We start from the raw sequence: 13690 nt of genomic DNA, 5'->3' as shown, positions 1-13690 counted from the left end.
AAGACCTCGTAGGCAGCCGGCAACGCAGCCGCGACGACCGCGAGCCCGACGATCCGCCGCCATCCCCGGCGGTACTCGAGCACGACCAGAGCGAGCGCCGCCATTACGCCGAAGAGCGCCAGGTCCGGCCGGACGAGCGGGGCGAGGCCGAGGACGAAGGCCGGCGGCCAATCGCGCCCGGCTCCGTCGCCCCGCCGCCAAGCTTCCAGCCGGCGCACGAGCAGCCACCAGGTCAGGCCGAGCCAGCCGACGATGAGCCCCGTCTCCAGCCCCGACGTCCCGAAGTCCCAGAAGGGTGGAAGTGCGACGACGACCAGCGCACCCAGGGGTACGACGGCACGGGGGCCGGCGGCGCCGAACAGGCGACGCGCCCCGTCGAACGCGAAGCCGAGCCCCGCGACGGAGAACAGCAACCCCGCCACCACCGACGCCCAATTCAGGGAGATCCCGGGGATCAGGCCGGGCACCGCCAACAGGTAGGTCCAGAGCGTCGAGGTGTTGGACTCGACGCGCTCGCCCGCGTTGAACACCGGGCCGTCACCCGCGAGCAGGTTGCGGACGGTGCGCAGGACGATCAACCCGTCGTCGCTCACCCAGCGGCGGTTCCAGATCAGTGCCGCGAAGACCACGAGAAGTGCGGCGCACACGCCGACGTTCCAGGCCCGGACCGCCGCCAGGCGAGGAGCCGGCCGGGAGGAGGAGGCGGCGGAAGGCCCGGGAGCTCCCGCCTCGGGCACCGCACCGGATGAGACAGCCGTACTGATCGTGCCCTCCAACGGCTCGGGGAGGCGTGATCCTATGGCGCCGCCGTCAGGCGGCGTCAATCCGGGTCGACGCTGGTCACGGGGCCGCATCCACCTGTACGAGCGACGGGATACCGTTGCCGGCAGTCTGCGCGTGGACGCCCGCACCCCACCCGTGCCCGGCGCCACGACGTGCTGACCCACAATGGCGTGGCGTATCCACGTCCCGATGAGATCCGACCGGAGGATCCCGCTCACATGCTTCGCACTCCCGGCATCACTGATCCGGCCTCGACCGTGGCTGCACCACACGGTCGACGCGACGACGAGCCGGAGCGCGCGAGCCGGGTGGTGGTGCAGCGCGGGCCGTTCGCCGGTCCGTCGCCGCTGGTGCCCGAGGCCCTCTACGCCGAGGTCAGGGCCGGTGTCGCGGAACGCGAGCGCGACCGCGTCCGGCTGACGCCCGGCTCGTACGTCAGCACGAACACCTACTTCGGCCGGCTGCACGCCACGTACTGGCAGCGTTGGACCCGGGTCGGCGACGTCGTCGTCGAGTTCACGGCAGCCGGGCGCGGGCGGGTCCGGCTGCTGGCGTCGGACACCAACAAGGTCGAGCGCGTCGTCGCGGCGGTGGACGTGGCCGAGCCCGAGGCCCGGACGGTCCGGCTCACCGCGAGCATCGACCGCTTCCTCGACGGCGGCGGGCTCTGGCTCGACCTGACCACCGAGACCGGAGAGCTCACCGTCTCCGACGTCCGCTGGACCGCCGACGCGGCAGAGCTGCCGCGCCCGGTTCGCACCACGTCCGTCGTCATCTGCACCTACAACCGCGTCGAGGAGTGCCTCAACACCCTGCAGGCGATGCTCGACGACCCGGAGGCCCTCGAGGTCGTCGGCATCGTGCGCGTCGTCGACCAGGGCAGCGACCCGCTGGAGTCCCGGGAGCGCTTCGCCACCATCCGCAAGGACTTCGGCGACCGGCTGGACTACCTGCGCCAGCCCAACCTCGGCGGCGCCGGTGGCTTCACCCGCGGATTGTTCGAAGCCACCTCCGGCGCGCCCGAGGACGACCAGGACGTCCTGCTGATGGACGACGACGTGCTGCTCGAGCCCGAGATCATGGTGCGGCTCACCGCGTTCGCCGCCTACGCCACCACGCCGACGATCGTCGGCGGGCAGATGCTCAACCTGCTGCACCCGGGACATCTGCACATCAGCGCCGAGTACGCGGACATGAGCCGATTGAAGGTCGGCCTCCCGGTCGAGGGGGCGGTGAAGGAGTCCTACCTCCTGGGCCGTGACGAGCGCCAGCTGCCGCTCGTGCAGGACCGCCGGGTGGACACCGAGTACAACGGCTGGTGGACCTGCCTGATCCCGGCGTCGATCGTGCGCGCGATCGGCTACCCGCTTCCCCTGTTCTTCCAGTGGGACGACATCGAGTTCGGCTACCGCGCCCGCGAGCACGGCTTCCCGACGGTCGCCCTGCCCGGTGCCGGCGTCTGGCACGCGGACTTCGGGTGGAAGGACTGGGACGAGTGGCACCGGTACTTCAACCAGCGCAACGGCCTGATCTCCGCCGCCCTGCGGACCGGGTTCGACGAGCGCACCCTCTCCCGCACGATCGCGCAGCTCCTCGGCCAGTACCTCGTGGGCATGCAGTACGGGCTGGCCGCGACGCTGCTGCAGGCCGTCGAGGACTTCATGGAGGGCCCGCGGATCCTGGAGGACGGGTCGGCGGGTGCCGCCGCGGAGATCCGGCGCATCCGGTCGGCCTATCCGGAGACCAAGGCGGTGCCGATCACCGATCTCGACGTCGACTTCCGCGAGCTCCGCGTGCATCTCGACCCGGGCGAGCCGTCCAACGAGCTCGTGACATGGGCCAAACGCGCCGTCTTCCACGCACGGGACAAGTTCGTCCACCGGACGGGCATGGTGCCGGCCGGCGAGGCGCACTGGTGGCACGTCGCGCTGTTCGAGAAGGCCGTCGTGACCGACATGGCCGAGACCGGTGTGCGCATCAGGCAGCGGGACAAGGCCAAGCTCACCGAGCTGACCAAGCGGGGCATCCGCACTCTGCGTCGCTTCCACGCGGAGTCGCCCGCCGTGGCCCGGCAATGGAAGGACGCGGAACCGGCGCTGACGAGCCGGGAGAACTGGGCGCGCCTCTACGGGGTCGAGAAGCCCTGAGGCGGGACCCCGCATGAGACCCGCTGCCAGGTCCACTGGCAGCCTGTCCTCGTGGTCTCCCCCGCGCGCCCCGCACCCCCGGTGACCTGGGACACAACCAGTTCCCGGCCGCCGTCCGCGACCGCAGAGCCGCGCGGCAACCGACTGCTCGTCGTGCTGGGCCTGGTTGCGTTGGTCGCGGCCATCGCGTTCCCGTTCGCGCCCGTGCAGCAGCCTCGCGTCGACTACGCGTGGCCGCCCGCGGGGAGTACCTCGTCGGCGGCGCTGGCGATCCCGTTGATGCCGTACCAACCGGTGCGGCTCGAGGCGTCCTTGAGTTGTGCGGCGCTCCGCGGGCTCGCCGGGCCGGTGGAGCGAACCGCCCTGAGCACCGTGCCGCGGAACCCGGACCCCGCCGCCGAGCCGCTGAACGGGCTGCGCGCGACCGTCCGGGACGGCGCGCTCCGGATCACGACGGGTGCCGTCGATCTCGCGCCGGTACTCCTGCCCGCCGGAGACTGCGCGGTCACGATCACCTCCGATCCCACGCGGACGGCGGTCCTCGTCGACGGCGTCACGGTCGCCGAACGCGCGGGAGACGTGCGTCCCGCCGTCACGGGTGTGTTCACCGACGCCCCCAGCGCCGACGGGCTGGGAGTGCGGCTCACCGCCGACACTCGCTTCCAGACGACGATCACCCCGGTCAAGACGGCGATCGCAGTGGTCGGCGTCGTCGCCCTGCTCGCCATGCTGGTCCTGCTGGCCCGCCGGGAGCGGCGCGCCCCTACCCGGCTGCTCCCCCGGGCCTGGTGGCGGCCGGGCGGCCCGGACCTGGTGGTCGGCGGGGTCATGGCGCTCTGGTGGATCGTCGGGCCCGTCACGGTCGATGACGGCTACATCTCCGGCATCGTGCGGAACCGGGCCGGCGCGGGCTTCGTCGGCAACGTCTACCGCTGGCTGAACGCACCGGAGGCGCCGTTCAGCTGGTTCTACGACCTGTACTTCGCCTGGTCGCGCATCTCCCCCTCGACGGCATGGATGCGGCTGCCGTCGGTGCTGCTGGCCCTGCTCTGTTGGGGTGTCCTGTCCCGTCTCGTCGTCCCGCGGTTGCTTCCGCGCAGCGGCGCGCTCGGTGCCGGGCGACGCGTCCGGTGGCTGGCCGCCCTCGCGGCACTGGCGTGGTTCCTGCCGTTCACCGTCGGCCTGCGCCCGGAGCCGTGGGTGAGCCTGGGCCTGCTGCTCACGGTCGTCGCCGTGGAGCGGACGGTGGCCACGCGGCGGCTCTTCCCGCTGGTGGTGGGCCTTCTGATCGCTGCGGTGACGACCGCCGTCACGCCGGGCGGCCTGATGGCCTTCGCGCCGTTCCTGGCCGCTGCCGTTCCGGTGCTGCGCACGCTGCGGGCCCGTGCGCCCGAGATCGGGCGGATCGCTCTCGTCGTGGTCGTGCTCGCGGCCCCCGCCTCGGCGGTGTTCCTGATGCTGTCGGACCAGAGCCTGGCCTCGATGCTCGAGGCGACGCGCGTCCGAACCCTCATCGGCGGCGGCCAGCCCTGGTACGAGGAGTACACGCGGTACTCTCTCCTGCTCGACCCCGGTGACATGCAGGGGTCGCTCGCCAAGCGGCTCCCGGTGCTCCTCGGCATCCTCGCGGCGGTAGCCGTGCTGTGGACGACGGCCCGCCGGGTCCCCGGGATCGCGACGGGCCCGGCCCGGCGGATCGCGGTGACGTTCCTGCTGGGCCTGGCCGCCATGACCGCGACCCCGACGAAGTGGACGCAGCATTTCGGTGATCTCGCCGGCGTCGGCGCCGCCGTGCTGCTGCTCGGGCTCGTGGGGGGCTCCCGAGCGGTGCTGAGGGCGCGCACCCGCTCGGGGTCGCCGGCGCTGATCGGGCTCGGTGCGCTCACTGTGGTCGGCTCGCTGGTGCTGGCGGGGTACAACATCTGGCCGTACGCCTCGAACTGGTGGGGCCTGACCTGGAGCGATGTTCCACCCCTGGCGGCCGGGATCCCCGTGACGACGCTCTGGCTCGGTGCGGGGGTCGTGCTGCTCGTGGTCCTGCTCGCCCGGCTGGCGTGGCGGGCCTCGGCGGGGCGGGCGCCGGACGAGCCCCGCTGGCAGCCGTCGCCGGCGATGGTCGGTGCGCTGCTCGTCGCCGTCGTCGTGGCACTACCCGTGGCGACGTTCGCGCGCACGAGCGTCTCCCACCGGGACGACTACACGCTCGCCTCGGACGCCGTCGGGACGGCATTCGAGGACGAATCCTGTGCGCTGCAGGAGCGGCTGTCGGTCGAGACGGATCCGGCGGCGGGCCTGCTGCCCGAGGCGGCTCCCTCACCCGCCTCACCGCCGCTTCGGCCGGTCGACGTCGGGGGGACCGAGCTGCCTGGAATCGAGGTGTCCGGCGACGGCCGCACGGCCTGGTATCGGCTCGATCCCGCACAACGCGACGGATCCCTGCCCGTGGTGGTGACCGTCGACGGTGCTCTGCGTCCCGGGGACGGCCTTCGCGCGGAGTTCGGCGGGCCGGACGGGAACGTCGTCGACGCGCGAGCCGTCCCGGCGTCCGGGACCACGCCCCGCGACGCCCGGCTGATGGCCCCCGGTGGGGCCGAGCTCGTCCGGCTGGCCAGCAGTGGGCGTGCCGACGCCGGGGAGCCCGGTGGCGCGGTCGCGTCGTTGCCACGCGTCCCGCGGCTGACCGCGATGGAGGCGCTCCTGCCGCCCGGCACGGACGCGATCCTGGACTGGCCGGTGGCGTTCTTCTTCCCGTGCCTCGACCCGGCGCCGTTCCCGCCCGGCACGGCCGGGCTGCCGCAGTGGCGGGTCGGCCCCCCGCAGGCCGACGGTTCGGCCGGGATCACCTACGACGCCGGGTTCGGCGGGCCGTTCGTCGGCCCCCGCCTGCTGGTGACCGAACGCCGGATGGCGACCTACCTCGACGGCGATCCGACCCGGGACGCCGCGCAGGTCTACCGCTGGACCCCGGTGGCTCCGATGACCCTGGCGACCCCGACGATCACCGAGGAGACCCGCTCGGGGACGGCAGCCGACGGGCACGCGCGGGTTCCCGGTCTGGACGCGCCCGGGGCGCAACCCTCCTGAGTGGCGGGACGCCGGTCCCGCCACTCCGGACGGGCGCTAGTCCTCGAAGAGGTGCTTCCAGCCCTCGCGGCTGGTCAACGTGGGTGCCGCGGCCCGGTAGCGCTCCCGCAGCGTCGGCCACTCGCGCGCCACCTCGCGGTGCAGCGCAAGGGACTCCTTCACCATGCGGCGGAACATCTCGGGATCCCGGCGGCGGAACGTGACGCCCCGTCCGTCCGGCGTGGAGACGGTGGCCGAGTCCAGGCCGGCGAGGACGAACCACTGCGCGTTCTTCCACGGCACGTTCCGCTGCGGACGGTCGTGGTGCGCGGGATCGACGGCCTTCAGGTTCCGGAGGACACCGCGCACGAGGCCCGCGCCGGCCTTCAGCCGGCCGACGGGCGGCTCCGGGAAGAGCTGGGCGCCCAGCGCGTCGAGATCGGCGAGCGGGACGTCGGTGGCCGAGTTGAGCGGCCGGCCGTCGTCGTACTCCGCGCGCTCGGCCCGGATCTCCCCGAGCACGACGGGCAGCTTCGGGAACAGCGCCTCCGGCCCGGCCAGGAAGTCCTTGAGCGCCTTGATCTGTAGCGCGACGGCCGAGTACTCCATCAACATCAGGTGCCGCAGCGTGCGCTTGAACGTCTCGAGCAGCATGGCCTTCGGGTCGTCCGGGCCGTGCATCGCGGCGGCGACGAACCTGTTCCGGTAGTGGAAGTAGGCCTGCCAGTCGCTCGAGTCGTCCTTCTCGATGAAGGACATGTGCCAGATCGCGATCCCGGGGACGGTGGCCGTGCGGTAGCCGCGGCCGCGGGCGCGAAGGCCGTACTCGGCGTCGTCCCACTTGATGAACAGCGGCAGCGGCAGGCCCAGGTCCTCGGCGACGGCCCGCGGGATCAGGCACATCCACCAGGCGTTGTAGTCCACGTCCACGCGGCGGTGCAGCCACGGCGTCTGGCGCAGGGTCTGCTCGGCCAGGTCGTGGTGCGGGTGGGTGTCCGGCGCGACCCGCCACAGGAACTGGTTGCGGTCGACGACCTCGCCCATGGTCGAGAGCTGCGAACGGGCCTGCAGCGACAGCATCTGCCCGCCGACCAGCATCGGCTCGCGGGCGAACCGGGAGAAGGCGACGGCCCGCAGGATCGAGTCCGGCTCGAGCAGGATGTCGTCGTCCATGTAGAGGATCTGCTCGCAGTCCGTCGACCCGAGCGCCTCGTACATCACCCGGGCGTAGCCGCCGGAGCCGCCGAGGTTGGGCTGGTCGATGATCCGCAGCTTGTCCCCGAGGACGGCCGCGGCCTGCTCGTACCCCGCCTGGTCCCGGACCTTCTTCGTGCCCTGGTCCGGCAGGATCACCGCGGTGACGGCGGCGAGCACCGCCGGATCCTCACCGATCGCGGCGAGCGTCGCGACACAGTCCGCGGGGCGGTTGAACGTGGGCATCCCGACGGCGACGGCGGCGCGGCCGGGCGCCGCGGTGGGGGCGTACCAGCCGCCCTCGTGCAGGACGAGCTCGCCGGCGTCCGTCGTCAGGTCGAACCAGTACCAGCCGCCGTCCTCGAAGGGGTGCAGGTCCAGCGCGAACTCCAGATCGTGCACGCCGGGCCGGTCGACGACCTCGCCCCGCACGTAGATCTGCGAGCCGTCCGCCTTGGAGCGGTAGACGTCCACCCGGCCGGCGCCCTCGAGCCGCAGCCGCAGCCGGACCTCGTCGAGCGTCGACCACGCCCGCCAGTAGCCGGCGGCGAGGCCGTTGAAGTACGCCCCGAAGCTGACCTCGCTCTGTTCCGGCACCACCGCGGAGGTACGGGACGTGACCCGCAGCCGGCGGCCGGACGTCCCGGACACCGTCAGGGTCATCGGCGTGGACTTCTCGCCCGGCACCGGCGTGGTCGGCTCCAGCTTCACCCCCGAGCGTTCGTCGACGTAGAGCGCGCGCACGGCGGTCGGGTCGGAGGGCCGGGGCAGGATGACGCGCTGCAGGAGCGTGTCCGCCTGCGCGGCCTCGTCCGATGTGCGGCGCTTCTCGGCGGTGGGGGCGGTGGTCATCTTCAGCTGGGCCTCGGTCCTCGACGGGTGCGGGGCGCGGCACGGCGCGCCCGGGTGACATCTCCTACGGCCTGAGCAGGGTATCGGCGAGGACAGACCGGTCCGGGAGGCGGGCGACGCGAGGCCGTCACGGATCAGTCCTCGGCCTCGGTGCCCGACAGCGCCTTGCCGTCGGTGAAGAACGGCGTGATCCGGTTGTCGAACATCGTCAGCGCCGACCCGATCGCCATGTGCATGTCCAGGTACTTGTAGGTGCCCAGGCGGCCGCCGAAGAGGATGTTGCGGCTCGCGGTCTCCTTGCGCGCCAGCTCCCGGTAGCGCTCCAGCTTCGCCCGGTCCTCGGGCGTGCCGACCGGGTAGTACGGCTCGTCGCCGGACTCGGCGAAGCGCGAGTACTCGCGGACGATCACCGTCTTGTCCTTCGGGTAGTCCCGCTCCGGGTGGAAGTGGCGGAACTCGTGGATCCGGGTGAACGGGACGTCCTGGTCGTTGTAGTTCATGACCGGGGTGCCCTGGAAGTCACCGGTGTCGTGGCGGACCTCGGTCTCGAAGTCCAGGGTGCGCCACGAGAGCTCGCCCTCGGCGAAGTCGAAGTACCGGTCCAGCGGCCCGGTGTAGACGGTCGGGACGCCGGCGGGGAGCTGGTCCCGGACGTCGAAGTAGTCGACGTCGAGCTGGACCGTGATGTTCGGGTGGTCCGCCATCTTCTCCAGCCACGCGGTGTAGCCGTCGACCGGCAGGCCCTCGTAGGTGTCGTTGAAGTAGCGGTTGTCGAAGGTGTAGCGCACCGGGAGCCGGCTGATGATGGACGCCCCGAGCTTCGTCGGGTCCGTCTGCCACTGCTTCGCGGTGTAGCCCTTGACGAACGCTTCGTAGAGCGGGCGGCCGATCAGCGAGATCGCCTTCTCCTCGAGGTTCGACGCCTCGCTGGTCTCGACCTCGCCGGCCTGCTCCGCGATCAGGGCGCGGGCCTCGTCCGGGGTGTGCGACTTCCCGAAGAACTGGTTGATCAGCGCCAGGTTCATCGGGAACGCGTAGACCTGCTCGCCGACCCGGGCGAACACCCGGTGCTGGTACCCGGTGAAGTCGGTGAACCGGTTCACGTACTTCCAGACCCGCTCGTTCGAGGTGTGGAAGAGGTGCGCGCCGTAGCGGTGGATCTCGATGCCGGTCTCGGGCTCGGCTTCGGAGTAGGCGTTGCCGCCGATGTGCGAGCGCCGCTCCAGGACGAGGACCTTCTTGTCCAGCTCGGCTGCCGCGCGTTCGGCGACGGTCAGCCCGAAGAACCCGGAGCCGACGACGACCAGATCGAACCCTGCGTAGTCCACGGGGATCGAGGGTAGCGATATAGCCCACGCAGTCCGTCACGGCCCACCCGGCCGGACGCCGCGTGCGCTCACGAGGTGGCCGTCGACCACCCGGGCACCGTCCGCCCGCCTCTGGTGACCTCGTAGCCACCGGTACGGAGTTTCGTGTTGAAGACGAACACCTGGAGGTAGGGCTCATCGGGGGCGGCCCCACGCAGCGTGGCCGCGAGCTGGAGGACCGATCCACTCCTCGGAACCTGCGCAAACAGCCCGCCTCGGCTGGGCTGCCAGGTGGCGTCGGCCAGACCATTCAGTGCGCCGTCGCCCCACAGGACGGCAGCCGACACCGGCTCGGTGATCCCGTCACGGACCACTGGTTGGCGAAGGCACGGGAACTGGAACGCGATCTGCCATCCGATGCCGACAGGTCCGTTGCTCGGGAGCACATCGAGCAGAGGTGTACTCGACGCGAGGCTGGGCGCCGTGAACGCAAGCCAGCCGTGGATACCACCGGTGGCGTCAACGGCCTCGAGACGCACCGTGTCCGCCGTGGCCGGAGCGTCGGGCAGTGTGAGAGTCCGCCATGCCGGGTCCCGCGCATCGTCGGAGAGGGGGGCCGACGAGACGGGCACGACGCCTCCCCCCGCCCGTCGACCGAACACCGCGGTGAGCGTGTTCCCGTCACTCAGTGTTCCGGCCGCGAGGGTGACTACCCGCTGCTCTTCCGATGTCCGCGGCAGGTCATACCAACCGGAGGTGACCTCGCCCGTCGTGCGCTCGGGACTCGACCCGGTGGAGATGAAGCTGCCCCACACCTGCTGCGCCGCGCCGGTTCCGAGCCCCGGAACTGGGGGCTCACCCACCGGGAAGCCTGCACCGGACACGAAGTTGCGGGGGGCCGGGGGCTGTGGGGTGTCAACGGCCGGCGTCAACGCTTGCGCCGTGAACGGGTCCAGGACCGAGACCGCCTGGGCGGCGTTGCAGCGGCTCGCTCCTGGATCGGAGAGGTTGGCACCCCAGAACGACCAGGTATCGGTAGTGCGTACGGCTGCCTGGGCGAACGTCCCGAACAAGTAACCGACATTGATCAGCAATCCTGCGACGACCAGCACGGGTACAGCCCTCAGCAGTACGTGTCCCCGGTCCCGAACCGCCTGTCCACGGCCGAGCAGGGCGATCGCCGCGACCACCACGATCAGCGCAGCCACCCACCAGAGCGGTTCGCCGAAGTCGACGACGTTCACCGCCGGCGGCTCGATCGGACGCCGCACCCCGATCAGCCACGTGTACGGCCAGATGTTCGGCCCTGAACCTGCGAGGGCAAGGGCGACGACAGCCGACGCCGCGGCCACCAGGGGAATGACAAAGGGCACCCGCCGCGGGGCATACAGCTCGCGCACGAGGGGGACCGCCATCACGAGCATGAGCCCGAGGAAGACCCCGCACACTCCCGAGATCGCGCCGAAATGGTGCGTCCACTTCGACGGCGTGAACCACAGCAGCAGGAAGGTCAGGATCGACGACCAGCCGGCGAGCTTGAGCGCAACGGGGACCTCGACCTCACGCGCCCTCGTCGCGGCGACCAGGGCGATGAACCAGACGAGCGCCACGATCGTCACGAGGACGGCGATGCGCTTCGCGTAGGAGCCCATGGCGATGTCCGACAGCAGGAAGGAGTAGCGGACGAACTCTGTCGTCCAGCCCTCCTGGTTCTGGATCCCGAGGAAGGTCTCCTGCCCCCGGATGAAGTCCCGGAGCGAGCCGTCGGCGAAGGCGACGAGCGACGCGATCGCAAACCCGCTCACGACCCCCGCTGCGCGAACGAACACGAGCCGCGGCCGGTGACCGTCGCGGATCAGCCTCCACAGCTGGGGGCCGCCCGCGATGAGAGGCGCCAGGGCGGTGAACCCCGTGGGGTGAGCAGCGAAACCGAGGCCGGCCGTGACGAACGCGGTCCACCCCAGCAGGAGGCTGTCCCGTCGTGCGGCCTCCGACACGGCAAGCAGTGTCATCGCGCCGCAAAGGGCGACGATGCTCTCCGGTCGGACACCGATTCCCTGCGGCAACCACCATGCGAGGAACGCCGCCGCCAACACGACGGGCCCGATCCAGCGGGTGCGTGGATAGCGATCCGTCCACGACTGGAGCGCGTGCCGGCTGAACCGGCGGACACACAGCCACGTCAGGAGCCCGAAGACGAGGGACAGGACTCTCTGGACGACGGGCGCGTCCCCCGCGAGCTGCTGCCACCAGCCGAGGACGTAGTAGAACCAGGTAAACGGAGTGAAGTTCTGGTCGTAGAGCTGGTAGTAGTTGCCCACGAAGCCCGAGGCACGAATGTTCCGCGCCATCGCCGCGTAGTAGCCGTCGTCGTCGGTGCTCGGCGCGAGGAACATCCACGAGCTCATGACCGCGACGACGACGACGTCCACCGAGATGGACGCGCGCACACCCGGCCATGCACGTGGACGTTCCGCACCATGCCTCCGATCGCGCAGAGCGAGCAGCAACCCGACGACGGCCAGCGACAATGCGAGAACGGCGATCAGAACGCGCTTCAGGGCCGTCGGGCTGCTCGCGAACTGGTCGTCGACGCGCAGTGACACGGACAGGCCCGGCGTGCCCGATGCGGGCAAGGTCGTCACCGAGGTCGTCAGCATGTCGACGTTCGGGAGCGCCTCGGTGGGAAGCGATGCCACTACGATCCCGTTCAGCTGGACCGTCATACCGGCTGCATCACCGACGACCCGGTAGGAGCATCCCCCCTCGGGGATCGGCGACTCGACAAGCGTCCGAGCGAGCGCCGTGATCTGGAGCGTTCCCCCTCGGGCAGTCACCAGAAGCCCGATGTTGCCGGCATCCGGGCCGGTTGGCTCGGTCGTGGAGAGCACCACTCCGTCCGCGGTCCGGGATGCGGCGCGCGCGGCATCACAGCTGAAGGCGACGTTCATTCCCAGGGGTCGGTATGCGGTGAGGGGGAGCAACGTCGATACCGGGGCCGTCGGGTCCGAAGGCCAGCTCACCGTCGGCTCGTTCACCTGAACCGGTGCTAGTGGAAGGAGCGCCGCGCACACGAGCGCAATCAACGCGGCGACGAGAACGGCCGCAGACCATCCCCGGTTTCGGGCCGTACCGCCGGGTCGTGCGGGCGACGACGCTGGTGACGAGACGATGTCCGAGGTGGGGGTCGTTGAGGTCACGGTTCCCGATTCTCGTGCTGGGCGGATGAGCGCGACTACGTTCCCACAAGCGTCGTTCGGCGCGTCGGAGACCCACCGGCACGATCGATCGAACACGGAACCCACACCGGAGCCCCCGACCGTGGCGGAGCGGTTCAGGCGGGCATAATCCCGTAAACCCGGCAACGAGACGCGTCGTCGGCAATCGAGCTCCACGGGGGGGTGACGTCCTGGCGTTCGGCCCCGGTTCGCGCGCCCGCTCACTCGGCCTCGTAGGTCTCGGGATCGTGGCGTCCGGCCTACTCCTCAATGCCTATCTCGCGATCATTGCGCGCAACCTGAGTCCTGCCGAGTACGGCTACTTCGGAGCGTTCTGGTCCTTGACCCTCGTGGCGGGCTTCGGGTTCTTCCTGCCGATCGAGCAGGAAACGGCCCGCCTCCTCCAGACGCCGGGCCGGCCACTCGGCGTCGTTCGGGCGGTGCTGGCGACTGCCGCGACGATGGTGGTCGCACAGATCGCCGTGCTTGCGATCAGCTGGCCCGTCCTCATGCGAACCTTCGGCGGCCATTCCGTCACGGTGGTGGCATTCGGGGTGATCTGCCTCGCCTCGGGAGCCCAGTTCATCGTCCGCGGCGCCCTGATCGGAATGGATCGGATGGGCCGCCACGCACTCATCATGGTCGTGGACGCTGCGCTGCGTGTCGCCTTCGCAACGTTGGTCGCGCTCGTCGTGGCCGAGCCCAACAGCCCCGAGTTCGCCTGGACCCTGGCGGCGGCCTTGCTGCTGGCGCATGTCCCGCAACTGCTCGCCCTATTGCCGCGTCGCAACAGGATCGGCTCCCTTCCCGCTCCGGGAAGCACGAACCTGACCGCTCGTGACATCGGCTCGGCCGTGGTGCCGCTACTCCTCGGTTCCCTGTGTGCCCAGGCACTGCTGAACGGACCGCCGGTACTCGTGCCCGCCCTGGCCCAGACGGACGCTGACGCAACACGCGCGGGCCAGTTCGTCGCTGCCTACACGCTGACACGCGTACCGCTCTTCCTCGTCGTCCCTCTCCAGACGGCACTGCTTCCCCTACTCACGGGGCTGCTGCACGACGGCGACCGCCGCGCGCTGCGACGGGTCATCGGCAAGATCACTGCTGGTCTCCTCACGCTCGCCGC

Annotated in this window: 6 protein-coding genes and 1 pseudogene; 3 read left to right on the top strand and 4 right to left on the bottom strand. The window is 71.0% G+C overall.

What is annotated here, in order from left to right; all coding sequences use genetic code 11:
- Window positions 1-647: pseudogene (locus tag JWP64_RS12505) on the bottom strand (hypothetical protein); the annotation flags it as partial.
- Between the two features lie 354 nt (window positions 648-1001).
- Here JWP64_RS12505 and JWP64_RS12500 point away from each other — a divergent pair.
- Complete coding sequence (locus tag JWP64_RS12500; protein ID WP_297496055.1) at window positions 1002-2930, top strand: glycosyltransferase; 1929 nt, start codon at window positions 1002-1004, stop codon at window positions 2928-2930.
- A gap of 51 nt (window positions 2931-2981) precedes the next feature.
- Window positions 2982-6014, top strand: coding sequence for an arabinosyltransferase domain-containing protein (locus JWP64_RS12495; RefSeq protein ID WP_297496053.1), 3033 nt, complete (start codon window positions 2982-2984; stop codon window positions 6012-6014).
- Between the two features lie 36 nt (window positions 6015-6050).
- On the opposite strand, the gene JWP64_RS12490 is transcribed toward JWP64_RS12495, so the two are convergent.
- The 3 genes from JWP64_RS12490 to JWP64_RS12480 form a co-directional block, all read right to left on the bottom strand.
- Window positions 6051-8039, bottom strand: coding sequence for a glycosyltransferase (locus tag JWP64_RS12490; RefSeq protein ID WP_297496051.1), 1989 nt, complete (start codon window positions 8037-8039; stop codon window positions 6051-6053).
- Between the two features lie 134 nt (window positions 8040-8173).
- Window positions 8174-9367: a UDP-galactopyranose mutase gene (gene glf, locus JWP64_RS12485; RefSeq protein ID WP_297496049.1), complete on the bottom strand. Its 1194-nt coding sequence runs from the start codon at window positions 9365-9367 to the stop codon at window positions 8174-8176.
- Between the two features lie 68 nt (window positions 9368-9435).
- Window positions 9436-12369, bottom strand: a complete 2934-nt coding sequence (locus JWP64_RS12480; RefSeq protein WP_297496057.1) for an arabinosyltransferase domain-containing protein — start codon at window positions 12367-12369, stop codon at window positions 9436-9438.
- A gap of 443 nt (window positions 12370-12812) precedes the next feature.
- On the opposite strand from JWP64_RS12480, the gene JWP64_RS12475 reads away from it, so the two are divergent.
- The coding region (locus JWP64_RS12475) for a hypothetical protein (protein ID WP_297496047.1) at window positions 12813-13690 on the top strand (878 nt) is incomplete at its 3' end.

This window comes from Pseudonocardia sp., from assembly GCF_025465255.1.
Classification (GTDB): Bacteria; Actinomycetota; Actinomycetes; order Mycobacteriales; family Pseudonocardiaceae; genus Pseudonocardia.
This window is presented reverse-complemented; position numbering and strand designations above follow the sequence as displayed.